The 24,203-nt window shown below is 37.9% G+C and carries 23 protein-coding genes; 20 read left to right on the top strand and 3 right to left on the bottom strand.

Annotated elements, in window-relative coordinates:
- From LS74_RS11475 to LS74_RS09090, 3 genes are all read right to left on the bottom strand, one after another.
- On the bottom strand, positions 1–2,281 hold a 2,281-nt coding region (locus LS74_RS11475; RefSeq protein WP_236096897.1), incomplete at its 3' end, for a conjugal transfer protein TraG N-terminal domain-containing protein.
- A gap of 264 nt (positions 2,282–2,545) precedes the next feature.
- A complete protein-coding gene (locus LS74_RS09095; protein ID WP_034586253.1) occupies positions 2,546–2,821 on the bottom strand; it encodes a type II toxin-antitoxin system RelE/ParE family toxin in 276 nt (91 codons plus the stop codon).
- Entirely contained in the window at positions 2,818–3,099 is a 282-nt protein-coding gene (locus LS74_RS09090) for a hypothetical protein (RefSeq protein ID WP_034586256.1), read from the bottom strand. Before LS74_RS09090 ends, LS74_RS09095 begins: the two co-directional genes overlap by 4 nt.
- A 371-nt stretch (positions 3,100–3,470) precedes the next feature.
- On the opposite strand from LS74_RS09090, the gene LS74_RS11470 reads away from it, so the two are divergent.
- From LS74_RS11470 to LS74_RS08990, 20 genes are all read left to right on the top strand, one after another.
- Positions 3,471–4,130: a hypothetical protein gene (locus LS74_RS11470; protein ID WP_236096896.1), complete on the top strand. Its 660-nt coding sequence runs from the start codon at positions 3,471–3,473 to the stop codon at positions 4,128–4,130.
- Positions 4,124–5,119: a hypothetical protein gene (locus LS74_RS09075; RefSeq protein ID WP_034586259.1), complete on the top strand. Its 996-nt coding sequence runs from the start codon at positions 4,124–4,126 to the stop codon at positions 5,117–5,119. The genes LS74_RS11470 and LS74_RS09075 overlap by 7 nt, the downstream gene beginning before the upstream one ends.
- A 176-nt stretch (positions 5,120–5,295) precedes the next feature.
- Positions 5,296–6,750: a UvrD-helicase domain-containing protein gene (locus tag LS74_RS09070; RefSeq protein ID WP_034586262.1), complete on the top strand. Its 1,455-nt coding sequence runs from the start codon at positions 5,296–5,298 to the stop codon at positions 6,748–6,750.
- A gap of 23 nt (positions 6,751–6,773) precedes the next feature.
- Positions 6,774–6,947 carry a hypothetical protein gene (locus tag LS74_RS10945; protein ID WP_157979039.1) on the top strand — a complete coding sequence of 58 codons (174 nt, stop codon included), beginning with the start codon at positions 6,774–6,776 and terminating at the stop codon, positions 6,945–6,947.
- The gene (locus LS74_RS09065) at positions 6,947–8,617 is read left to right on the top strand and encodes a TraB/VirB10 family protein (protein WP_034586264.1); all 1,671 of its coding nucleotides are present in this window, start codon (positions 6,947–6,949) and stop codon (positions 8,615–8,617) included. The genes LS74_RS10945 and LS74_RS09065 overlap by 1 nt, the downstream gene beginning before the upstream one ends.
- Entirely contained in the window at positions 8,565–8,819 is a 255-nt protein-coding gene (locus LS74_RS09060; RefSeq protein WP_138129061.1) for a hypothetical protein, read from the top strand. The genes LS74_RS09065 and LS74_RS09060 overlap by 53 nt, the downstream gene beginning before the upstream one ends.
- Positions 8,804–9,304 carry a hypothetical protein gene (locus LS74_RS09055; protein WP_034586270.1) on the top strand — a complete coding sequence of 167 codons (501 nt, stop codon included), beginning with the start codon at positions 8,804–8,806 and terminating at the stop codon, positions 9,302–9,304. The genes LS74_RS09060 and LS74_RS09055 overlap by 16 nt, the downstream gene beginning before the upstream one ends.
- A gap of 10 nt (positions 9,305–9,314) precedes the next feature.
- Positions 9,315–9,887, top strand: coding sequence for a hypothetical protein (locus LS74_RS09050; protein ID WP_034586272.1), 573 nt, complete (start codon positions 9,315–9,317; stop codon positions 9,885–9,887).
- A gap of 14 nt (positions 9,888–9,901) precedes the next feature.
- Positions 9,902–13,495: a TraG/VirB4 family ATPase gene (locus LS74_RS09045; RefSeq protein WP_034586276.1), complete on the top strand. Its 3,594-nt coding sequence runs from the start codon at positions 9,902–9,904 to the stop codon at positions 13,493–13,495.
- Positions 13,495–15,285, top strand: coding sequence for a type IV secretory system conjugative DNA transfer family protein (locus LS74_RS09040; RefSeq protein ID WP_034586278.1), 1,791 nt, complete (start codon positions 13,495–13,497; stop codon positions 15,283–15,285). Before LS74_RS09045 ends, LS74_RS09040 begins: the two co-directional genes overlap by 1 nt.
- Positions 15,286–16,578 carry an AAA family ATPase gene (locus LS74_RS09035; RefSeq protein WP_034586281.1) on the top strand — a complete coding sequence of 431 codons (1,293 nt, stop codon included), beginning with the start codon at positions 15,286–15,288 and terminating at the stop codon, positions 16,576–16,578.
- Between the two features lie 2 nt (positions 16,579–16,580).
- Complete coding sequence (locus LS74_RS09030; RefSeq protein WP_138129059.1) at positions 16,581–17,753, top strand: hypothetical protein; 1,173 nt, start codon at positions 16,581–16,583, stop codon at positions 17,751–17,753.
- Positions 17,750–19,519: a conjugal transfer protein TraH gene (locus LS74_RS09025; RefSeq protein ID WP_034588195.1), complete on the top strand. Its 1,770-nt coding sequence runs from the start codon at positions 17,750–17,752 to the stop codon at positions 19,517–19,519. The genes LS74_RS09030 and LS74_RS09025 overlap by 4 nt, the downstream gene beginning before the upstream one ends.
- Entirely contained in the window at positions 19,519–20,190 is a 672-nt protein-coding gene (locus LS74_RS09020; protein WP_034588197.1) for a hypothetical protein, read from the top strand. Before LS74_RS09025 ends, LS74_RS09020 begins: the two co-directional genes overlap by 1 nt.
- Entirely contained in the window at positions 20,191–20,823 is a 633-nt protein-coding gene (locus LS74_RS09015) for a lysozyme family protein (protein WP_034588200.1), read from the top strand.
- On the top strand, positions 20,823–21,470 hold the full coding sequence (locus tag LS74_RS09010; protein WP_034588202.1) for a hypothetical protein: 648 nt from the start codon (positions 20,823–20,825) through the stop codon (positions 21,468–21,470). The genes LS74_RS09015 and LS74_RS09010 overlap by 1 nt, the downstream gene beginning before the upstream one ends.
- A complete protein-coding gene (locus tag LS74_RS09005) occupies positions 21,467–21,994 on the top strand; it encodes a hypothetical protein (protein ID WP_034588203.1) in 528 nt (175 codons plus the stop codon). Before LS74_RS09010 ends, LS74_RS09005 begins: the two co-directional genes overlap by 4 nt.
- A complete protein-coding gene (locus LS74_RS09000) occupies positions 21,994–22,602 on the top strand; it encodes a hypothetical protein (RefSeq protein WP_034588205.1) in 609 nt (202 codons plus the stop codon). Before LS74_RS09005 ends, LS74_RS09000 begins: the two co-directional genes overlap by 1 nt.
- Positions 22,599–23,636, top strand: coding sequence for a TraU family protein (locus tag LS74_RS08995; protein WP_034588207.1), 1,038 nt, complete (start codon positions 22,599–22,601; stop codon positions 23,634–23,636). The genes LS74_RS09000 and LS74_RS08995 overlap by 4 nt, the downstream gene beginning before the upstream one ends.
- Positions 23,630–24,193 (top strand): TrbC family F-type conjugative pilus assembly protein, encoded by a 564-nt coding sequence (locus LS74_RS08990; RefSeq protein ID WP_034588210.1) that lies wholly within the window; start codon positions 23,630–23,632, stop codon positions 24,191–24,193. Before LS74_RS08995 ends, LS74_RS08990 begins: the two co-directional genes overlap by 7 nt.
- Positions 24,194–24,203: the final 10 nt, after the last annotated feature.

The raw sequence follows: 24,203 nt of genomic DNA, 5'->3' as shown, positions 1-24,203 counted from the left end.
GGAAAGCTTGTCCAGTGCCGTGCACAGCTCTTAGTGCGTTACCCTGTGCTATCTGCCCTAATGCTCCAGCTTCAGCCCCATATTGAATAGCATTCATCTGCTCTCTTGTAAATTCTCCTAACTTACCTATACCAGCTGTTTGGTTAGCTGAAATACGGGCTTGGTTCTCTAAGCCTTGGGTGTAGATATTACCTTCTCTGCCACCACTTAGATTCCCATCTTTATCAAAAAAATCTCCGGCTATAAGTCCTCTAGCTGAACCTATGGTTTTTGCTGTGGCATCATTACCAAGTGTTCTAGCCAAAGCCCTTCCATTTGTATCTGCTGCATATTTGAAGTTTTGATCTGATTCAAATTCTTGCCCTAGAGATTTCATATTAGAAACAGATTGCACCCCTTGGAATTTTCCACCACTAAGAACATTCTGAAAATCTTTTTCGCTATTAAGTTCGCTTCCATATCCTGCAGTAGAGCCTATTTGTTGCATTTGTTGTCCCACTTGCCCCTTATTAAAATCATTGTAATTATCCATTTTAGAAATAGAAGCAATGGCGGCATTATTTTCTTCTATGCCTTTCATCACTGCGGCTGTAGAATAACCAGCCACAACGCTATCCATATTTCTGTTTTCCGCATCATTTGCTTTTGCCATTTCAGCCTGAGAGCCCTGTATGCCTTGATTTGGAGCGTGTGCTGATACAGCTCCACCTAAAGCTGAACCAAGAAGCTTAACTTGTCCTGTTGCAATAACCATAGGAATCATAAACATTGCAGCTGTGCCTATGTCAGCAGCAAGTGTAGCTTGTTCTGCCATATATTGATAATATTTGTGCCCGTGAATTACTTTGTCATAATCTATATTGTTTCCAGCTACAGAAGCTGCATGAAGAAGTGTGGCGCCATCCACGGCAGTAAGATAACTCACAAGGTTATGCACTAGAGCCAAAGACATTTTTATAAGCTCCATAGAGAGCATACCGCCAGCAAAGTAATATAATACCTTCAGCCCCTCTGGATAACCACGAATTGCCACAACTACAAGCATAAAGGGGAATATGGCATAAAGCAAAGCGATGAGGATATGCAAGGCTTTCGGCAAGGTTTGAGCGGAAAACAGGAATCTAGCCTGAGAAGTAACATCGGTCATTTTTGCAGATGCAGAAAGCATACTTTGATTCATAGCCTCAGCATTAGCTCCCGTAACACCAAAGCTATCAGCATATCTAGCTGCAGCCACAACACCATCTAGAGAGGCTCTAAGATGATATTGAGTGTAGCCATTCATTTTTGAGGTTGGACCTGCAACATTGCTAGGGGCAGCCAAAACAGATTCTGCCATAGCTTTAAGTGCAGGTCCTGCTGTGCCCGGATTCATACCCATAGCCTCTATAGACCTCCTTTCATACTTATTTGCGACCCCATTGAAGTCATTTATAATCTTCGCATAAAAATCTTTACATCCCATTCCCGGGGCTGCTTCTAAGAATTTAACATTATCATAATATAGCCAGTTTTTAGGATCCCAAGCTTCTAGCGTGGGAAATCCAAAATCAAGGGCATCAAATGTATCTCCTGTTAGTGTTTGATAAGGAATCGCACATTTTTCAACAAAAGTTCTAAGATCTGAGACAACATTTCTTTCTTTTTTTATCCCCGGATCATTAGCATCTCCTTCTCCTAATCCTGTCCCACTAGTTCTTGCAATGAATCTAAAGTTTGTCATAAAGCCTACATCACTATATCTAGTTCCATTGACCCGAGAGTTTGCAAAGGCTGTATCTACAAGATTGACGAGAGCGTATCCCAAATATGATGTTCCTGATGCCACAAATGCCAGCACCGTTGGAACATTATCAACCTTAACTATTGTCGCCCCACCACCAATAGTTTGCTGTCCAAAAAATGCCCTTTGGTCTTTAATTGTCACAGTCGATTTGAATGCTGGATTGAGAAAAACAAACATAATAATACAAAGAAATGCAAATTGTTTAAAGAACATCTCCCAAGGTGCAGCTCCAGTTTCACCGCCACCAGCAGAGCCGTGCCTGAAGGTTAGTCTCCACACAATCATAATAAATGCTAATATCCCCACAACATTTGTTACAAACCCCACAGTCGTTTTGTTATTAAACATAACAGCTACGCCGTTAAAGACTTGTTTGTAAATGTCTGTGTCTCCATAAACAAGCACTGGGAAATAATCAACCAAGAAGCTCTGTGCTGAAGCAACAACAGGCATTAGAATTGCAGACAATATGACTAGAAGTAGCTTTTTAGGCATACTTTACTCCTTTGTTTATTTTCTTATTTTTATAACATTAATGAGAATATATAGAAAATTGTCAAGGCACAGATAGAATCTGAGTATGCGCTTGCAATGCTATATATTCCTATGGTCTTTTGTTCTGTATTGTTTTGAGGAAAACTGCTATGTAGCAGAATTTGCTAGATCTTATCACAAAAAAGGAAACTGGAAAGTGGGAAAAATGAAAAAGTGGGGATGGAGCGTTTTAGCACATCCTAGTCGTTCAGTGATATGCTTTGATTAGTAGCCTTTGAAAATATCTTGGTGGCGTCCTATGCGATAAAGGCTTAGAATTTCTGCGGTTCGCTTATACACGACTACTAAATCACTTTTCACATGGCATTCTCTAAAGTCTTTATAATCGCCAGTTAGCGGGTGGTCTCGCAATGCTGGGTCTAAAATATCATCGCTTAAGAGTTGAGATATGACATTGTTTATTTTGCTGCCATCCCATCCCTGCTTAATTACCCGCTTCAAATCCTGCTTGTAAGTGTTTTTAACATCTATCGTTCTCATTCTTTTTCCGCTTCAATTTCAGCCATCACATCTCTGAGTAGTTGTTCGTGGCTTGTGTATTCTGGCAGACTTTTCGCATTTTTTAGTGCATAAGCAGTTTCATCATTTGGCGTAAGCCTTTGCATCAGTGCTTGTTTGATAGCATTTTCCTTTTGTGTGGTCTTTTCTATTTTTTTATCTAGTTTTGCCTTTTCGCTTTGAAGCTTTGAGATAGCTATCCTTGTGGCATTTAGCTCCCCTTGTAGTTTTCTCTCGCTGTAAGTGTTGTAATTTGTCATCGCTCTACTCCTTTTTTTCACAGGTCAAAAACCCAAATATAACCCGATTATAGCTAATTTTTGTTAATTTAGATGTGTTCTAGATTTGCCTTAACAATCACATATCTCGTATGTGTATTGTTTTGTGCTTCGTATAGTGCGTGATATGTCGAAAAAAATGAAAAATTTCACCATATCCTTGGAATATGTCGAAAAAAAAATGTTTTTTTCAACATATTGAATTTGCGATAGCTATTTTTCAGAATATCAAAAAGCCTTAGATTTGCCATCGTTTGCTTTTATATTGCTTTTTTTCTTATAATACCACCAAAGTTCTTGCGACTTTTAGCTTTTTGTATTATCAATCACAAACATACCAAAAGGAGTGCCTAGTGAAAAATCTTTCATTAGGCATAGCATTGAGGATATGTAATATTTTTTTGATGCTATGCCATTTTGTAATAATTGCATTTACTGCAGCATATTTAGCGGAGGAACCATTCTCTGTTGGAGTTTTACTTGTAGCCATTTGGATTCATCCATTGTTGTTTTTGACACAAAGAAAACTATCTGTGGTAAGATGGGGAAGCACAATACCCCCACAAACAAAATCTGTTGATATGGATCGCTTGTTTCTTGAAGAAAAGCAAAAAGAGCCATCCATTTCTTTGACTCCACATGAATCGTTCTTGGGTAGATTTTTTGCAAAAAAATACCCAGAGCATTCAAACAAAGTAAAAGAAGCCGATAGAATAAGCAGGGTAAATCTTGGAAATAAGATAGGCAGACAAATTAAGCTTGTCTCTCGTCTTGAGCTTGCCCTTGAGGCTTGGATATATGGTGCTTTGTTCTTTGTGGTTCATACTTTTATGAGTCACATTCACATATACCAGCAAGATGCTTTTCAGGGGGAAGTGATGCAGGGTGTATTGTGGGAAATTGCCCCAATACTTTTGATTAGCCTTATTTTTATGGCTACGGTTTCAGAAAGAAGGAGTGTTCTCAAAAAGAACATTGAAACATACGAAAAACAAAAGGAGAGAAAATGTTAAACAAAAAAAACAAGACACAACAAGAATACGGGCAAGATATGCAAAATGGACATTATGCAGGTTCTATGCCTGAAGGTCAAGGCGGAGCCTCGTCATACGAGCAAGCCATTCAAAACGAAATTAATGCAGGTATGCAACAACAAATGCAACAACCTCAACAAAACTATTTTAACAATGGCTTTTCTAATGCTGCGTATCCTGATGAGCCTAGAGCTTATAAAAAAAGAGGTTCAAGCTCTATAAAAAGTATCGCTATAGTTATGACTCTTTCACTTGGCATAGGATTTGTTGGCGGATTAATTATAGCTCCTAAATTTGGCTTAAACCCGGATGTTGCACAAGAAGTTGAAGCTACCCTCGCAGCAGAAAAAGATAAGATGCAAAAGCAACTTCAAGGCGTGCAGGCATTAGGAGCACAACTTAATGCGTGGCAGCTTGCTTTCTCTAAAGACGAAGCACTAAGCGTTCTTGATTCTAAGATTAACAAGCTTAATCAAAACATCAATCAAGCTAAGGCTAATGTCGGAACAGATAGCTCAATTAAGGCGTTAAATCCTAAGCTGTATAGTGAATTGCTTCAAGCCATAGAGGAAGATGGGCAACGCCAATATGCTACACTTAAACAAGCCAGAGATATACTTGCAGGTTCTGTTATGTCTGCTGCTCAAGGACAATCTGGTGATGATTCAGCCTCACAAGCCCAACCCCAAGCTCAGACTCCAGCTCATCAAGATACAGCAGGTATGCAACCACAAATGCAACCTGAGCTGCAACCACAACCCCAAGCTCAGACACAACAGCTTCCACAACCACAGGCTCAAGTTGTTGAAGAGAATATGCTAGAAGATGATATTTTTTCAACACCAAGCATTGCAGAGCAAAGTGGAGAGATGAATCCACAGGCTCAAACTACACAAAATATGCAACAACCACAACAATCTCCAGCCCCTCAGGCAGAAAATAAGGAAGAAGATGAGCTTCCATTCTAAGCCTGTGAACTAAGCCTACGGGCTTGGTTTAGCTTTTTGAAATGTGATTTTTTCAAAAAAAAAGTAAAATACTTCCACGCACAAAGCCATTTGAACCCATTTTGACGGTCAAAATCATGATTTGTCGTATTTCAAAAAGCTAAACAACAAAAAAAAGAACATATTATGGAGATTGAGTGAATTTAACAGAGGAACAAAAAGAGATTGTTGAGAGCCAAAGCCAAATTACGCTTGTGAATGCCTATGCCGGCACAGGCAAAACCTCAACCTTAGTGGAGTATTGCAAAAAGAGAGCAGAATCTAAAATCTTGTATCTAGCATACAATTCATCTATGGCTAAGGAAGCAACAAAGAAGTTTAGCTCTCTTGAGAATGTAAATTGTGTAACCATACATTCCCTCGCTCTGCGTTCTCTCAAAGAAAAGATACATCCATACAGGAGCAGACTTTCTAATAGTAGTCTAACTCCAAAGGATCTTTTTGCGTATTTTGAGGGGAACAAGTATCAGGGTATCTTTGCCAATATGCTAATGAAGCTTTTTAGGAAATTTATCAACTCAAACATGACGATAGAAGAAGCCCTAGCGAGCTGCAACAGCGATGAAAAGCAAATATCCTTTTTGTTACCTAAGTTGTGGAGTGACATTCTCACAGATGATGACCTCCCGTTTGAACATGATTTCTATCTTAAAATGTATCAGCTTGATTCGCCAGATTTGAGCGAATACGAGTATATTCTTGTTGATGAGGCACAAGATTTAAACCCGGTTATGTTTGATATAGTATCCACGCAAAAAAGCAAACAGGTCTATATAGGGGACACATATCAAAAAATCTATGGTTTTAGAGAGTGTATCAACGCTCTTGATATGCTAAAAGACCATAAAGATGCAAGAATTTTTTACCTCACACGAACATTTCGTTGCCCCAACTACATTGTGGATCGTGCAAACCCATTTTTGTATTTATTAGGAGCTAGTAAGCCCCTTGTAGGACAAGATGTGGAGTTCGATGAGAATTTGTTACCAAAAAGTGGAAACAAGCAATGTATAATCTGCAGGACAAATGCGAAAGTATTTGACTATGTCGTATCTAATCCAGAGGTAAAATTTCATTTTATCGGAGGAATCAAGGGGTATAATTTTTCAGATATACTAGATATTGCCTTGTTGCATTCAAGAAATCCAGAGACTAGAAAGTTTATCAGAAACAACTTCTATTCAAAATTTCAAGATGCAAAAGAATTAAGGGAATATATCAAAGAATGTTCTGATGTGGAAGCAAAAACAAGATTGATGATTTTCTACAAGTATGCAAAAACACAAAATCTCTTTGCTGTTGTGAGGGACATAAAACATTATCCCATTAAAGATGCTGATTGTATTATTACTTCAGCTCATAAAAGCAAAGGTTTAGAGTGGGATTTTGTGCAAATAGAAAATGATTTTATTGATTTGTTGAAGATTATGGACGATCATAAAGGCTGTCCATTTGAAGTTTCTAGAGAAGAGCTTAATCTTTTATATGTTGCCCTTACAAGAGCCAAGAAGAAAATGGAGCTACCAGAGCAATATGCCTTTGATTTTCAACAAATTAGAGATATTGAAGAGAAAATATCCCTAATTGAGTAACACACCAGAGGAAAGGAGCAGAAATGAATACGCTAAAAAAACAGCTTATCATTGCAGTTGTGGCATTTGCATTAAGCATTATCTTTGTGATAGTATTTGATACAAGAGGCACTGAAAAAGAATATATGCAGGCAAGCCAAGCAATACAAGAGCAGCCTAACATAGCAGCACCAGTGGTAGCACCCAAGGAGAAGTAATGCAAGAAGAAAACAATAAAAAACCTAGTTTCTTCGCCATTATCAAGGACAGATTAAGTGCAAAAACAAACTCTGCTTTTGATGATATGGATTCAAGAGACAAGATTAAGGAACGCTACAAACAAATAAGAAACAAAAAGATAGGCATCTTTGTGGTGGCGGTCATTGTGGTTTTCATCATAATTGTTATTATGCGAGCAATGACACTTTATAGCGAAAGCCAACAAGAATATGCCAAGAAAGAAGAAAGGCAGACCGTTGATATTAAGGTTGATAACTTTGCAATATGGCAGCAACAAACAGAACAACAAATGAAAAATATGAAAGAAACCAACAGCCAAAAATTTCAAGAGATTTCTGATGCCATAGAAGGCTTAAAGCAAGATGGCATTAAAGAGCTAGGCAATATTCTTAAAAAAGGGCTTGATAATATGAGCTCTAGAATCAAATCTCTTGATGAGCGTGTTGAGAATGTGGATAGATACACGCAAAAAAAGAGCAAGGACTTAGAAGAAAAGGTGGCTAGACAAGACAGCTCGTTTGAAAAGTTTAAAGATGAAATCTTGAGTATGCTTGGTAAAAACACCGAAGAAACTAAAAAGAAATTTGAAGAGCTTCAAGCAAAGCAGGGGGAGCTTTTTGATGAGGCAAATAAAAAATCAGATTTAGCTTTAGAAGAAGCCAAAAAGAAGGGCGAAACCCCGCCTACTGAGACAGATGGTGACAAAGACAAAAAAGATACTACAAAAAAGGTTACAGGAAATGATGTAGTAGGCTTTCCCGGAGAAGACACGCAAGATTTAGAAGAGGTTGAAAATGATTCCCCAGAAAACAAGATTCTTGTAACAAAAAAATTAAAGCTCAATATTACTCAAAAAGAACCTGATCCAGATGATGAGTATCCAGATCCAAATGAGCCAAAAGAACTGACTTTTGATATTGCTCTAGGACTAAGCAGAGCTATTATGCTTAATGGTGTTGATGCGAGTATTTTAGGTATGGGAAGGCAAGAAGATGCCCCTGTAATGTTTTCCATTATGAGTAAAATGAGTATTGCTAATGGAGAATACACCAACACAAAAGATTGTCTTGTATTAGGAAGTGCAGTGGGGCAAATGACAGTGCAAAAAGCACAAATCAGGCTTGATAAAATCTCTTGTATCTTTACTAATAAAGAAGGAGATAAATTTATCGCCGAAGGACAAGTTCAAGGTTGGGCTTCAGATGAGAATGGACAGCTTGGCGTGCAAGGTGTGCTTATCACACAAGAAGGCAAGGTTTTAAGAGCCTCTCTTCCTTTGGCAGCCGTTCAAACAGCACTTGATTATATTACAAGAAGTGCTACAAATGTTGTGCTCCCAACAACAGGAACGCCAACTGGCTATCAAAACCTGAACGCTTCATTTGGAACGGGTGGTAGCAACGCAGCTTCCCAAACTCTAGGAAGACTTATTCAGATTTATGAAAAATACCTTCAAAACCTTAACCCAGTCATCAATGTAAGAGGTGGGAGAGAGGTTACCCTTATGTTTAAGGGCGGAGAAAAGATAGCTCTTGTTCCGTATAAGGGGCAAGGTATAGCAGGTATCGATTCTAGTGATGATGAAGGAATGGGTGATGATAAATACAATTACCAAGAAACCAACAATGCGTTTATGGAGGACTTTTAATATGTGGAAAATGGCTTTGATTTTAGGATTTGAAATGCTTGTTTTAAGTGCTTGCTCTATAGGTGCAAGCAAGGGGTATTGTGAAAAGAATGGCTGTAACTATAGAGAAGCTGGTGTTTGTAAGCCAACATTTGAGGTTCTCTCTAATAGGGAGGAAACCATAGAAAGAACTTATAAAGGAATTGCATGCAAAAACAACTAATTATACTCTTAAGCGCATCTATCTTGCTCTTTACTGGCTGTGGGAGCAAGATTATTTATGAAACAGCGGTTGTAGATCAACAGGCTTATCAATCACGCTTTAAGCCCATTATAGGAAGTAGAAACAATACCGCAAGGACAATTATTGACTTTGGTGTTGTGGCAACAATTTGGGTAGCACCCTACAAAGATCAGTATGGCACGCTTATAGCAGGACACGATATTTATGTATGGCTAGAACGCCCAGACTTTATCCCGGGAAGCTCAGTGCCAACGGTTAATGGAAGCAATAGAGGTATTCCTACGCAGCTAGGCAAGCTACCATTTAGCATCTCGCCAGAAGAGATAGACAGGGCTGACTTGAGCGATGATGAAAATATCGGTAAATTCATCAATGAAAGCTACAAGAATACAGACGGGAGCGTTATGGCTAAGATTCTTAAAGAAAATGAAGAAGAAGAATCCAAAAACAACAAGAAAAAATAAGGAGCATTAAATGAAAAGAATAGCACTCATCACAATAGCTTTGGCTTTAAGCCTTCAAGTAGGCTTTGCATCTCCGCAAAACATTGCGACTATTTCTGATTTAAAAGAAGTCATACAAATTCTTTTAAAACATAAGAAAAGAGCAGAAGATAGGCTTTTGCTTATTGAAAAAAAGCTTGGCATTACTAATGAGTTTCATAAAGAAGGTGCAGGTGGAGATACAGCCATAGATGCGGGAGCAGCTTCAGGGGAAAGTGTTTCTTCTAGTGAAGTAGAAAAGCTAAGAAGTGAAATTACTGATTTGCAAGCTGCAATCAAAGCTCTTGATCCTGATGCAAACATTACAGGCAATGATGATTTAAAATCAAAAACCTATGTCAATCAAAAGCAATTTGAAGAGTTTCAAAAATTTGTCAAAGACGAGCTTAAATCCATAAAAGACATCACTGATAGGGCTAATGCTCTTATGGCAAATGGTGGCTTAGGAAACACTGGTTCGAATGAAATTTGGGAAAGACTTAAAAAACTAGAGGCACAAATGAAAAAATGTCAATGTGGATTGCCAGAGAGCGAAATCAAGTAAGAAGGGGAAGATAAATGTTCTATTTAGTTCTCATTGTCGCTATTGTTGCTTTATTCTTTTATGTTAAACAACCAAAACGACTACAAAAGATTATGCCTTATCTCAAGCAGTTTTGGGACTGGCTTTTACCAGATGAATGGCACGAGCAACAAGGTGGCTTAACAAAAAGCGTTATTAAGGCGCTCAACGACACGAGCACCTTGTCTAAAATGATACTCCTTCATTCTTACGAGCAAAAAAGTGATGATTTTGGAATTTATAATCTTTGCACTGGGAGAAGGGCTATAGGCTTCAAAATTACACCTCCTCCACATGTAGGAGACAGCACAATCAAGCTTATTAAGTCTGCCTTTAAAACCATTGATATAAAAAATGTTGCCGTGCAAATAAGCACCTATGCTTCTGATAATATCAGCGAATATCTTGAGGCTATTGAAGCTAATACCCAAGAAGACATTAATGTCCTAAATGCTTCTAGCCTAAAAATGATGCGTGATGATAGAATCCAAAAGATGAAAAAATGGGCGAAAAGCTCAATGCTTGATAATGGGGCTGATTTTAGGGCAAGAAACCTCATCTCTTTTATGACGGTGATTTTCCCTAAAGACACTTCAATCGCCAAAATAAGAAGCATTTATGGACAAATACAAGGGGTTTTAACAGATTTGAGCCCAGAACCATTAAGCCCAAAACTTGTGGTATCTCTTTATGGCGAAATTTTTAAAGAGGATTTCAAACTTAAAGATTATGATCCGCACCAAAGAATGAATGTGCAACTTGTTAAAGGGGCTAGAGTAAGGGTAAATAACGAAAATAGTATTATCCACATAGGAGAAAAGACTTATGCTAAAGTGCTTACCACAGACAAGTTTCCAAAGCATACCACACCCCTTGATGTGCAAAATGCTTTCTTTGACTTAGAAGGGGAATTTCAAAACCCGCTTCCTTGCAGATTTTTAACAACACTTACCGTGCATATTGATGACCCTGATAGACTAAAAGAAAAAATACTTAAAAGAGCAAGAGCTAATGTATCGGCAGAGAAAAAGATTCCTGATGGTACTTATGCGCTTATGCCAAAAATCAAAAAGACTATGCAGGAATCCCACAATATTATCCAATACATTGATGAGGATAAAGAGCCAATTTATGAAGGTATGTATTCACTGACTATCTTTGAAAATTCTCCTGAAAAGCTAGATAATGCCATAGGTCGTATTAAAACAAAGTTCGCCTCTATTGATTTTGGAGGTTGGGAAATCGCACAAGAAGACTATGGCATTGTTGCTTTGCAGGTTTTATTGTGGAGTATGCCTTTTCAGTTTGATTTGGAAACAAAGAATTATCTTAACCGATACAACCTTATGTTCTCAAGCAATATTTCAGCCATTGTTCCACTCATAGGAAGCTTTAAGGGTATAGGCTCTCCTATTTTGCGTTTCTTGGGCAGAAGCGGACAAGTAGTTGGGCTTGATTTATGGGCTTCAGATTCTAACTACAATGCTTGTATTATCGGTCCTTCAGGAACTGGGAAATCATTCCTTTCAAACTCTATCCAAGCCTCTAACGCACAAGCAGGCGTAAGAAGTATGATTTTTGATATAGGTAAGAGCTATAAGCCATTGTGCGATGAAATAGGTGGTGAATTTATCCACTTCTCCAAAGAAAATTCTGATGGGAGTGCTAATGCCAAATGTCTTAATTTCTTTACAAACATCGTTACCGAAAAAGTGCATATAGAAGGATTTGAGGGACAAAGTATTCAAGCCATTTATGAGGTATTCCCTTTGGCAGAGCTTGCTGTAAATGGCTATGTAGAAATGATAGAAGAAGATGCTTTCTCATCTATGGTTATCATTGTAGGTGCAATGTGCGGTAGAGATTTAAGTATGAAAGATGATGTTGCCAAAGAAAGCTCTGAAGCCCAAATGGCAGCTCTTATAGAAGGAGCCATTCAAGTAGCATTTTATCGTAGAGGTAGAGACGCAGGTATGCGTGATGTTGGTGAAGCCCTTAAAGGATTTGCCAAAGAGGCTGAGGTAAGAAGACACGATAGGATTGTTGATCTTATCCAAGATATGATTCTTGCCCTTGAACCTTATATTACAGAGGGCGGTAAGTTTTACACATATTACAATGGGGCTTATAACATCAATGTCAAAAATGACTTTTGTGTGATTGAGCTAGAAGAGCTTGCTCCAAAGGGCGTATTGTATTTTATTGTTTTTATGAGTATGCTAGAGAGAGCCGCACAGGAAATGTTCTTAGATTCTGCAAGCAATGGTAAAGGGCAAAGAAAATCAGTTATCATTGATGAGGCTGCTCCTGTTCTAGCTAACTTTATGTTTGCAAAATACCTCGATGACTTTGCAAGGCGTGTAAGAAAGTATAATGGCTCGCTCACAGTCATTACACAAAACCCTGCAGACTTTTTACATAATGTCAATTCAAAGGCTGTATGGGTGAATACAACCCATAAGTTTATTTTAGAGCTTAATGCTTCTAAGGTTGAGCAAAACTTTGCTGAAAATGGCTTATTCTTTGGGTATGGAGATTTTAGAAAAAAACAAATGACTTCAGTTAAAAACAGAGCTCCGCACTATTCTGAGGTTATGTATATCTACAACGATAAGGTTTCCGAAGTGCTTTTATTGAAAGCAACCCCACAGGAAGCGGCAATGTTTACAACCAATCCAAAAGACAAAAATCTCAAGCTTGAGTTCCAAAAAGAGTTTGGTTTAACCCCTCAAGAAGCCACTAAAATGCTAGGTTTCCATAAAGAAGGGCTTGATAAGGCAACAATGCTTACAAGGCTTAAGGAAGGTGATAGAAGCTCCACGGTCAAATACTGGATGGAGAAAATTAGGAACGCTATCAACCAAGACTTAGTAGAGCCACAATCTCAAATGATTATTGATGATAGTGGAGCACCAGCATTTTATGAAGTGCATCTTTACATTAGAGATGCTAGGACAAACGAACTTTATGGCTTTAAAGACTTTGGAGAAGTGGCACTAGAGCAAGATATGATGCCTCTTCTTGCTAGAAAATGTATCCAAAAAGCGTTAGACTTCTACTCTAAAAAGAATTTTGTATTCTCAATAAATGTGATGATTGAAGAGATTAGCCACGAACATCTTAAAAATCTTATCAGCATTCTAGGCGATTACGCAGACAATGTGATTCTTGAAATTCCAGCTTCTGCTTTTGAAAGCAAGGAAGACAAAGAGCGTTCTGTGCATTTTTGTAATAAGGCAAGAGAAGCAGGTTTTATGATAGCTATAGATCACTTGAATTTTGACAACTTTACGCCCGGTCTTGTTAAGGCTATTGAACCCACGGTGCTTAAAATAGATGGAGAACTTATTATGGCGGCTCAAAATGACAACGATAAGCTTATGGAGCTTAAAGCTATGTCGCCTATAGCCAAAGCTTTAAATATCAATATCCTTGCAGCCCATATAGAAAATAGAAGCCTTTTAAATCTAGCGAGAAAGCTTGAGTTTAACTTCTATCAAGGTCGCTTTATTAATGAGCCAAACAATATGTTAGAAAACTTTGCAGGACAAGGTTATCAATTTCAAATGCAAGAAGAGGAGAATTTCTAATGTTTTTTACACCACTGAAAGAAAAAATCATCAATAACGATAAGGAAATCAAAAGTGCAAGGAAAGAGCTTATCACAAAGAAAGATAAAGGACATCTTTCTAGGTGGCAAGAGGACAAGATTAACAAAAAAATCAATTCTCTATTCAACAAGAAGTATGAGCTTGAAACAAAGTTTATCAACAAGAATATCAAGGACGGCTTGTATTTGGGTATAGGCATTAATCTTGAGACATTTGATAAACACACCATTGTCTTGCCTTGGAGAGACTTTATAAACCACGCGATTGTTTATGGGACAACTCGTATGGGTAAAACAAAGCTTATGCTTAATATCATACGACAGAACCTTCTCCATGGAGATAATGTTATTATTAACGACCCAAAAGGTGGTATAGATCAAGAAATTTTAAATCAAGTAGTGAATTTCCTAAGAGAAGCTGGCAGAGAAACAGATTTGATTTATATAAATCCAGTGTTTCCTAATGCGACAGAATATTTTAATCCTATCTATGGACTAGGTGATGATGATATTGCCAACCTTGTTGCCACTATCCTTTATCCAAACACACAGGGTGACAATGCCTTTTATTCTGGCTATACCTTTACTATTCTAAAAACCATACTCTATTCGCTGAACTTCCTTGAAAAAGCAATGGATCCAACAGGGGAAGGTGTGGCAAAAAAAGAAAGATATGAGCAAGAAAAATATATTAAGATTAAGCACTTGCGAGGCAAAGAGCTTTTAAGCTTTGATGTTGAAAATAGCATAGCTAACCCTGATGTGGCTGAACGATTTTCAGCAGATATGTCCTATGTGGAGCTTGGCAAACAAAATATGTTTAACCGCACACTTGTTACTTTTAAAGACTTGCTCCATTATTGTTTGCACGAAAACCTTTCAGCACTTAAAGGCACGGTTGAAAGCACGATCGCTGGAACACCTGAGCTATCTCTAATGAAAACTGAAGCTATGATGCTTTTACAGACGGTCTTTGAGATACCAAAAGAACATCACTCAAAAATCTCAGTTTCGCTTGTGAATTTCTTGTCCGATGTGGCAAATGGATTCTTAGGCTCAATGTTCTGCACGGTGCGTATTAACCCACTTCTTTCAAGGCTTGCCAACTCTGAAAGGGGGTTTGCTATTCTTATACACCCTTCACCTTTAAGATTTAAAAAGGTAGCTGATAATGTCAATAAAATCTTTATGAAGATGCTTGAATCTGTCTATGCTACAACTTCAGTTACGGGGCGTGAAATCAACAAAAGAAGACTCTATGTGCATTTAGATGAAGGGGAAAGCTCATTGTATCAAGGGATAGAAGCTGTGCTTAATAAAATGGCAGGTTTGGGTATGACACTCTTTATTTATACGCAATCTCTTGCAGACTTAGAAGCAAGGCTAGGCACAACCTTAGCTAAGGTGTCTCAAGATTCTCTTAACACATATTTTGTCTTTAAGATGAACGAAACAGACTCTATTAGAAAGATACACGATATGTTTGGGGAAACTTCAGTAACCAACACCAATATCGTGCATGGAGGGGGAGAGGCTCGTATTAACTTCTCTTCTAACACACAAAGCATTCTCTCAAGCAAGTCTATATCCAATCTAAGACCAGCAGAAGGCTTTTTGAAAAACCTGCACAGAAGGTATCAAATCTCATTTGCCTATGTGCCAGATTTAGATCCAAATGAAGGCTTGATTGTTATGGATGAGATAGATACAGAAAGGATGTTTGCACGATTGCTAGAGCTTAACAAGAAAATCCAAGTGCAAGGCTTCTAAATGTTTAAAGAAAAGGTAGCTAATGTCATCAAAGTATTAGAGGGTAAGCTCATTGAAAGAGAAGAGCTTATACGCCTCACTATGCTCTGCATCTTTGCAAGACATCACATGTTTCTTATAGGGAAGCCCGGTGTTGGAAAAACCTATGCGATTCAAACTATCAGCAAAACAATAAGTGATGCTTCTTACTGGGAAATTCTTATGACAAAAGAAACGCAAGAAAAGCAGCTTGTGGGAACAGAGGATACCCCCAAAGAACAAACGCTTCTTGTGCATCCTTTTATATTCTTTGATGAAATGTTTAAAGCAACAGACGAGTTGCTTGTAGCCTTGCTTGCACTTTTAAATGAAAGAAGATGGACTATAGGGGGTAAAGGTATCCCTGTGCCACTTAATTCTTTGTTCTCAGCATCAAACGAATTGCCATTTGGCGAAAAGATTGAGCCTTTTTCGGACAGAATTTTAGTGTGGTATGAAGTTCAGCGTATCCAAGAAGAATCTAATATGAAAAACTATGTGCGCGGTGTCTTTGATAGAACAAAGACTATGGGCGAAACATTCACAATGGCTGACATACAAAAAGCCCAAGAAATGGCAGAAGAAGTTGAAATAGGCGAAGAGATTGTGGATTGCTATTTGAGATTAAAATCAGAAATCAGCAGAAATAACATTAAGGCAAGTGACAGAAAGTTTGGACCTGATTTTATCGTAAGAGCTTTGCGTGTAAGTGCTGTGCTTAATGATAGAAAATATTTGGACTATTCTGATTTGCTTTTGCTGAAGCACATGAGCTGGACGGATTATAATGAGCGAAACAGATTGTTTGGAGTTGTAACAAGAGTAATTTTTGGAGATGAAAATGCTATAAGGGCTAGGCTGCTAGAGATTGAACGATTCTACAAGGAGGCTTTTTCTCGTTGGGATGCGAAATGCTTTAAATTCATTCAGTTTCAAATCACTTACTCCCATAGTATTTACAATGATAATATACAATATTGTCTTGCTTTTCAGCAAGAAGCACAGCAAGCTTTTGATGCCTTGCAATCTATTATAAACCTGTATGAACACTCTAATAAAGTATTAGAGCAAGTTGAAAACAATATTCTGTTATGGGATGTAAAAAATATTCCTTTCACGCCAGACTTATTGTCTTTAATGGATAAGCTGTTCGCAGAGATAGATTTTGGACTAAAGAAAATTAATCAGTTTGTAGAGAATTATGGCGATGCCTATGCGTATCAAGAAGCCCTCTATAATAAATTGTCAGACAATACACCAAAGGAAAAGGATTAACTATGCCTAAAAAAATACTTTGTGTGAGTTTATCCCTGTGTGCAATTTTGTATGCAGCACCTACAAGTGTGCCTACACAAATGCAACAGCAAGGGCAAAAATCACAACAACAAGAATATGGAAGGGGTTGGTTAAAATATGATGATGAATCAAAGCAACCACAAAACCAACCTCAACAAATAAACCCAAAAGCAACTGAAAAAGATTTACTCATAGCAATATTGCAAGAACAAAAAATAGCTAATAGAATACAGATGGAAATGTTAGAGATAATGAAAGTCGTGCATGATTTACCGCGAATGGTTGAGGTTAATGGCAAAAAATGCCTGTCTAATTCATCAGAAGATTGTTTTGTGATGCCAATCATCGGCGATGGTGCAAGAATCCCTGTTATGAGAAAATGGCTTGAGAATCCTACCGTTGAAAATGCCCTTGCATATTACAAGTGGCAATCAAAATACCTAAACCATGTGTTTAATGCTGGATACTCACTTGAAGCCGCAGCTAAGAATACTCGTTATCCTTTTGCAGCAACACCACCTCATCTTACAATGGAAGACGGGCAAGGACAAGATGAAAGAAAGAAGATGGTAAAAGAAAAACTCAAGCAGCACTCGCCAAATATGGAAGTTGCAATCCTTATGGGTAAAAATTACGGCTATGATATTGAAAATATTGTGCTACTTAGAGAAGTTTATGATGAAATCAAATCTATGGGCGTTAAAACAAGATTTGTGTTTGAAAGCCAAGAAGCTCTTAATAGATTCAATAACTTGCACGAAAAAGCCTTGGGACAAGATGCAAGTGACTTGTGGAGAAACATTCCAAATACTGATAAAGTTATTTCGCCAAATAGCTTTAAGAACGACAAGATTGATACTTATATGACACCTATGTATATATTCAGATACAGAAATGTCAGCAACCAAAAATCTTTCAATCAAGTTATAGGTATAGGAAGAGACAGACCTAAAGATATTATCAATATGATGACTCGTTCAATGATTTTGTTTGGTGTTATTAAACCAGAAGAATTAGCTGGAACACACGCTCAAAAACAATCTGCTGAAGGTATTTTAAAACAAATAAATAGCAGGCACTTTTTAAACGATGAAGAAGCAAAACAAAGAGCTCCAGAATTGAAGAAACTTATAGAGGAGGAAATGCAAAAATGAAAAAGGTAGCTATAGTCTTATCGGTGTGTCTTTTAGGCAACACATTGTATGCGGGGTTTGGAGATGGTTTTGCAAAAGGTTGGGGAAATTCTCCGTTGGGGCAACTTAATGATTTTGCAAGCAAAGGGGATGCTGGTGCTAATTTTTCAAATATTACAACCCCCTCTTCTGATGGACAGGGCGGTGTTTATGGAGGAAGCATTGAGTTTAAAATTGATGCAACTTCTGCTGTCTATGAGCCTTGGTTGCAAATGCAAGAGCCAAAAGCATCTGCAAGTTGCAATGCCATAACACTAGAAGGTGGATTTGTTAAAGCTCTTGGGCTTGAAGATATAGGAGAGCAATTAGGCAATGCTTCTGGTGCCATTGTGTATGGTCTATTTATAGCACTTGTTAATTCTATGCCTAGCATAGAACATGTATTTTCTGGAATTAAGCGAATGCTTCAAACTATTCAAGGTTTCTTGGCAAATGCTTGTAATTTTGGGCAAAGTGTTGGTAAATGGGGCTTTGAAAAAGCTCATGGTAAGACTGGATGGGGATTGCAAAGCAGTATAGATGCGTTTGACAATATGCTAAATGCGGGTGCGGATGAATTCGAAAACTCTGTTCAAGGCACTCTTACTAATCCAGATAGTTGGGGGGCAAATAAAGAGAAAAACCAACAAGATGCTTCTGTTAATTTTGGACAAGCTTTCAGAATATATGATTTCACTTCCATTCTTGCGCCAGAATACTTAAAAGAAGCTAAGATGCAGGATGGGCAATATGGTTTTGACACCAAACTGAAAGTTGAAGGCAAATCAAATGCAGAAATACTCTATCTCTTTGCCGTCAATATTTTTGGGCTTCCAGATGGTCCTAGCAATGATTTTTTTGAATTTATTACTGCAGGATATGGTCAAGGCAGAAATTTTGGTCAATCCATGATAAGACTTTTAGCGAAAGGTCAGCTTGACAAAAAAGAGGATGAGGCTTTCTTGACATATACCAAGAAAACTTCTTGGGAAAATAAACAAGGGAAAGAAGGACAATTTGATGGGTTGGAGAAACTTTTTGGAGGAGATTCTAGACAAACAGAATCTCCGACATCGCCAAAAGAGCTTTTAGACCAACTACTGAATGGAGGAAAGGGACAAAAAGATGTGGAACTTTTATCTACGCAGGTTATTGCTGCTATGGCTAAAAATTCTAAAAAGCTTTATACATTTCTTGCAACAGCATCTTTTGAAAAAAAAGTTTCTATTCCTTGGAAGGGATTAAAAGAAGAATCTAAAAATGTTGTAAAATGTTTTAGGGATGCTAGCAACACCAGCCCTTCTGTATCTTGCAATAATGGAAGTTTGGCTCTTGTTGTTCCAAGTGGAATGGAGTTTAGAAACACTATTGTTGCGCTTGATGCAATGTCTAAAAATCATACATTACCGCAAAGCGAGAGAAATCAATATAAAAAACAGGCAGATGATCTTGCAAATTTACTAGCCAATCTAAATGCTTATTATGCAGCCAAATATTTCTTGGATTATATTGTAGCCAATGTCACTACAGGCACTTCTTTGGTTGGAAACAAAAGCATTGGAGGCGCAAGGGCAAGAGAAATAAGGAGCATACTTGAAGCTTATGTTCAAGAGCTTGACAAGACAATGATGGGGCTTATGAAAACAAATCATGAGTATAAGAACATATTTAAGGCTGCTGACAAACACTTGCAAGAATTACGCAACAAGTTGGATGCAAAAGAGAAAAAGACAAAAGGCGGCAAATAATGAGAATCCTAAAAGCTATCGCCTTCACCTCTATTCTTTGTCTTGGAGCATTTTCGCAAGATGAGGTTGTCTCGCTTGATGAAATGGAAAAGATATTCTCAGATGTTCGTAAGAATGTTGGCGGAGATGCAGAGCTTGTAGAGGCTATGACCTTTGAAACTGGCTCTGCAGAAATACCACAAGATTTGCCTAGAGCTTTGAGTGTTCATGCTCGTTTGTATCAGCAAAACAAAAACCCCATTGCAGCATACAAGCTAGGTATGCTTGCTTGGAATTATGAAAAAGCACCCAAAAGTATTTCTCCTGAGCTTATTAAAATACTTAATAGCGCTGGAGGCATACAAGCTAAAGATTACTTTTTAGCAGGCACACAAAACAAAGAAATACGATACCAAGAGGTTACAAAGCTCAACAGCATAATCCTAGGCATCTATCTTTTTTTGCACGATGATATGAAAGGAAGCATTCAGGCTCTTAATATGAGTGATAGTGTCGCTAGCAATTCTCTTTCACAACTTTATCTTGCTTTCAATTACTTGAAGCTTAAGGATATAAATATGGCGAATTTCTACCTTAGCAAAGCCTGCTTCCACGAGAATCCAGAACCTAGCGTTGTAAATTTCTGCAAGAACTCAGATTCTCTCAAAAGAACAGCTGCATTAAGGCAATAAATGAATAAAGTAGTGCTCATTGGAATTTGTCTTGCCTCTTTGGTAACATTGGGTTTTTCATCGCAATATAAATGCAAAATTCACTCTGATGTGCTCACAGCTATTGCAGCCATAGAAGGGCACCCAAAGCGTGAAGTTGGCTACCCATATATCATCAGTTTTAATAAAAACAGCGATATGAATAAGCTCAAAAAAGACGAGCGATGGTTTGCCCTTGATAAGCGAACAATAGACTGCACGAGCTTAGAGAATTGCATTTCTGTTTATGATGAATTAAAACAGCTTAAGGTTACTAATATTGATTTGGGTCCTTTCCAAATCAACCCAATGTTTTTTCAATATGATTCCAGCGTATATTTCACGCTAGAAGAAAGCAAACAAAAAGCGTGTGAAATTCTTACTGAAATCAAAAACACAAAGGGTTGGAGCTGGGAAAGTCTGGCTAGCTATCATTCAAGCACAAAAAAGCATAATGAGGCTTACCAGAATAGACTAAAGCAATATGTAGCCAAAAAGCAAAACACAAAACAGCAACAACAGCAAGTCGCCGCAGAAAACAAGGTTTCACCCAAAGCTGAAAAAACCTTGAGATTCAAGGTGAATGTTAGAGTTGCAAGCAACGAGGAGCTTTGATGAAAAAAATATTAATGCCCATAGCTATTATTGTAAGTGTTTGCGGGCTTTTTGCGAGTGTGCCTCAAAAACAAAAGCCAAAAAAGCTTTATGGATTTGAGCACTTCTATATTGCTTCTCTGCCAGATGGTGCAAGCAAAAATATACAGCAAACACCACTTTATCAAGAAGCCTTATCCCTGTATTACAACGCAGACAAACACAAGCCTGAAAAATTCACATACAGGGAAAATGGCAAAAGGGTGAGCAAGCAAGTTGCCTTTCCAGACTTTGAAAAGGTGAGAAAAACATTTTTGAAAAGTTACATAGAGGAAGGCAACAAGGCGGCTGGTTTTATGGCTGCGTATGTCCATAAAAACTATGGAGATACTTACAACCTTAAGGGACAGCTTGAATACTTCAATAATGTGGCTGCCTTAGCAAAAGATGGAAATTGCTTTGGCTATGTTGAGAGTGCGAAGTATTTTTCTGAAGGAATTGCAGATATTTCCTATAACGAAAAGCAAGCACTCAAAATTTTAAGAATCGCAGAGAAAAAATGTGCCAACAACCCTGATTATTCTAAGCGAATTGCCAAGGAGTTGTTGATACACAAAAATGGGTTCTACAAAGAAAAATATGAGGCAAAACAAAAGGAGAAAAAATGAAACCATTTCAAAACACATTTCAAGAAAAGATGGCTAACTTTAGCTTAAAATGGCAGCTTTGGATATTAAGAAAGGCATTTCAGCCTGAAGATCCTTATAAAGAGCAAAAACTAGAAGCCTTTATGCACAAGACATTTGGCATTACAGAGCGAATTACATATTTTGCTTGTGGGCTCTTTATAGGCATACCTGACCCAAGAACATTTCTTGTTGCTTTGGTAAGTATTGCTATTTTGTTTATTATTATGCAGGGCATCAAAACAAGAAAAGAAATGCTCGCTAGAATGAGCGCTCAGGCTAATGTTGCACCACAACAAGCTCAACCGCAACCACAAGCACAAATGCAAGCTCAAGTGCAACAACAGGGAATAAAACCTAAGACCAAACAAAATAAGGCTAAAGCTACTCAGGCGCAAAACCCTGAATATAAAGTTGAAACTACAAATGCAGGCGACTCACAAAACACACAGCAGGAAGTAAATGCCACAGAGTCGCAGACTCAAGAGCAAGGGAAGGAACAATAATGAAAAAAATCCTTGTCTGTGTTTTTATCTCTTGTGCTTTAGCCCAAGCCGCTTATAAGGACTTGGGAACATTTGGCAATACCTATGATATTGTTGAAAAAGATTTGCTTGATGAGATGAATAAGGCAGCCGCTAAAATTGATACCAATAAACTGCGGTATAAGGTTTTAGAATCTGTTAAAGCCTCACTTCAAGGCGAATTGAACTTGCCTTATTGCAAAGAGAACAACATACGAGAGAAAGACATTAGTGCTATAGCACAATATGATATTGACATTCCAGAAGGGGATATTTTTATCCCCAAAGGAACCAAGGCTAGTGATATGGTATCAAAGAAGCTAAAAAATGCAAGTATTTCATACTATATCATTAATCTTGATGCAAAAGAAGAGATAGAGCATTCAAAAACAAAAGGTCTCCCATCAATGGTTTTAGTCGCCAATGGAGATATGAGAGATGAGAGGCTTTCCCATTTTAAAGAAAGATACATTATCAGCGACACATTAGCCAAACAACTTGAAATTAGATGCACGCCCAGCATCATTAAAGTCAGTAAAGACACTCTTAACATCACAGAAATTAAGCTTAAAAGAAAGGAGAAAAAATGAAATATATACTTGCTTTAGCCCTTAGCCTTTCTTTTTTGACAGCAGCACAAGATAGCACTGGAACAGACGGGAGCGATCACGGAAATAACTTTGGAGATCACACAGGCTCAAATGCTCCTATGATTGATTTTATGAATAGTGCAGACTGGTCTTTTTTCTTAGATAAGCTCAGTATCAGTTTTAAAGTATGCACTTGTCCTAAAGGAGATGGTCCATTACCCGTAGGTTTCGCAGCGACACTTATTGAGCCATTACTTGGTTTCTCATCATCAAACCAGCCTATGCACCTTGTAGGCTTGGGTATGGAATTAGATAGTGATGTGCTTTCAAAAAGAGGGACAAGCAGATCTGATATGTCAGGGAATGCTGGAGAGGGGGATACTTCTGGATTCCGCCAAGCCAATATTGTAACTTTCCCTATTCTTGCTTTGATAGCCGCTGCCTTGCCAGATATTGTATGTTTTGATAGGAATAGTGAAATCACAGCAAACTATATCAGCGATGTAGATCCACTCTACAATAACGAAATCCTATCAAATTCAACCAACTCAGCCAAACCTACTTCTAGGGCATTTTTCACAAATATGGTGGCTGATATGGCTTGTGTAGCAGACTGCACCTCAGCAACAGCAGGTTATCCGCTTAATTCTTTGTATTTTTGTGATGGTTGTAGGGGAAATATGGGTTCAAGTGATACAGGCTGGACTAGATTAGGTGACCCCATAGAAAACAGCGAAATGATAGCCCTAAGACAAATTGCTTCGCAACATGAAACATTGCGTTTGTTTAAAACAAGTAATGCGAGTATGACATTCACAGGAGGCAATGAGCTTCCAGACACAATGTGTGGAGATAAAATGTTCCCAATGCTTTTAAAATCTCAATACTATATTCAACTTGCCTATGGAAGTGCCAAGCGTTTTGGAGCGATGCGTTTTCACTACGATTTTAAAAGCACTCCAGCGGACAAAGATGCCTTTTTCTTTTGGATATGGAGACAAAGAGACTTCTGTGCAGGAGCAACAAAATGCTAAGATACCTATTACTCACAGCTTGCATTTGTAGTTTTGGATTTGCTCAAGGAAAAACTATACAGGAGATACGAGAGCAATTAATGACACCAAAACAGCTACAAGTCTATAAGGAGAAAAAAGAGCTCCTAGCTAAGTCTCAGAAGAAGGTATTTACTATTTTCTATCTTACCTCCTCAAGTATGGGAGCTAAGGCGGCATCTGGCTTTAGCAATTCACTTCAAAAGCTTATTGACAAAAAGGTTCAAGTGCAAGGCTTTGTTGTGCTTAATGGTTTTCCAGATAATTTTAAAACCTATTTGCAAGATGCCATAAAAGAGGCTAAAAACACAGATGCAATCATCAAGATTCATCCACTCATATTCAGAGAATTTAAACTAAAAAGAGTTCCTGCCTATGCACTAGGTTATTGCCATGAAGGCGAAAACTTCGCCTTTAAAGAATGCGAAATTAAATATCTCATCAAGGGCGATATGGCACTGAGCGATGTATTTAGGCGTATAGGGGACATAGATAAGTCTTATACTGATTATTACTTCAAAATGATAGATCCAAACTAAGGAGGGAAAT

The sequence above is a fragment of the Helicobacter magdeburgensis genome (assembly GCF_000765825.2).
Classification (GTDB): domain Bacteria; phylum Campylobacterota; class Campylobacteria; order Campylobacterales; family Helicobacteraceae; genus Helicobacter_C; species Helicobacter_C magdeburgensis.
This window is presented reverse-complemented; position numbering and strand designations above follow the sequence as displayed.

Excerpts from the sequence above, each read along its gene's own strand:
- LS74_RS09095 (WP_034586253.1), bottom strand. The coding sequence starts at position 2,821 with ATGAGAACGATAGATGTTAAAAACACTTACAAGCAGGATTTGAAGCGG.
- LS74_RS09090 (WP_034586256.1), bottom strand. The coding sequence starts at position 3,099 with ATGACAAATTACAACACTTACAGCGAGAGAAAACTACAAGGGGAGCTA.
- LS74_RS09075 (WP_034586259.1), top strand. The coding sequence starts at position 4,124 with ATGTTAAACAAAAAAAACAAGACACAACAAGAATACGGGCAAGATATG.
- LS74_RS10945 (WP_157979039.1), top strand. The coding sequence starts at position 6,774 with ATGAATACGCTAAAAAAACAGCTTATCATTGCAGTTGTGGCATTTGCA.
- LS74_RS09065 (WP_034586264.1), top strand. The coding sequence starts at position 6,947 with ATGCAAGAAGAAAACAATAAAAAACCTAGTTTCTTCGCCATTATCAAG.
- LS74_RS09060 (WP_138129061.1), top strand. The coding sequence starts at position 8,565 with ATGATAAATACAATTACCAAGAAACCAACAATGCGTTTATGGAGGACT.
- LS74_RS09055 (WP_034586270.1), top strand. The coding sequence starts at position 8,804 with ATGCAAAAACAACTAATTATACTCTTAAGCGCATCTATCTTGCTCTTT.
- LS74_RS09050 (WP_034586272.1), top strand. The coding sequence starts at position 9,315 with ATGAAAAGAATAGCACTCATCACAATAGCTTTGGCTTTAAGCCTTCAA.
- LS74_RS09045 (WP_034586276.1), top strand. The coding sequence starts at position 9,902 with ATGTTCTATTTAGTTCTCATTGTCGCTATTGTTGCTTTATTCTTTTAT.
- LS74_RS09040 (WP_034586278.1), top strand. The coding sequence starts at position 13,495 with ATGTTTTTTACACCACTGAAAGAAAAAATCATCAATAACGATAAGGAA.
- LS74_RS09035 (WP_034586281.1), top strand. The coding sequence starts at position 15,286 with ATGTTTAAAGAAAAGGTAGCTAATGTCATCAAAGTATTAGAGGGTAAG.
- LS74_RS09030 (WP_138129059.1), top strand. The coding sequence starts at position 16,581 with ATGCCTAAAAAAATACTTTGTGTGAGTTTATCCCTGTGTGCAATTTTG.
- LS74_RS09025 (WP_034588195.1), top strand. The coding sequence starts at position 17,750 with ATGAAAAAGGTAGCTATAGTCTTATCGGTGTGTCTTTTAGGCAACACA.
- LS74_RS09020 (WP_034588197.1), top strand. The coding sequence starts at position 19,519 with ATGAGAATCCTAAAAGCTATCGCCTTCACCTCTATTCTTTGTCTTGGA.
- LS74_RS09015 (WP_034588200.1), top strand. The coding sequence starts at position 20,191 with ATGAATAAAGTAGTGCTCATTGGAATTTGTCTTGCCTCTTTGGTAACA.
- LS74_RS09010 (WP_034588202.1), top strand. The coding sequence starts at position 20,823 with ATGAAAAAAATATTAATGCCCATAGCTATTATTGTAAGTGTTTGCGGG.
- LS74_RS09005 (WP_034588203.1), top strand. The coding sequence starts at position 21,467 with ATGAAACCATTTCAAAACACATTTCAAGAAAAGATGGCTAACTTTAGC.
- LS74_RS09000 (WP_034588205.1), top strand. The coding sequence starts at position 21,994 with ATGAAAAAAATCCTTGTCTGTGTTTTTATCTCTTGTGCTTTAGCCCAA.
- LS74_RS08995 (WP_034588207.1), top strand. The coding sequence starts at position 22,599 with ATGAAATATATACTTGCTTTAGCCCTTAGCCTTTCTTTTTTGACAGCA.
- LS74_RS08990 (WP_034588210.1), top strand. The coding sequence starts at position 23,630 with ATGCTAAGATACCTATTACTCACAGCTTGCATTTGTAGTTTTGGATTT.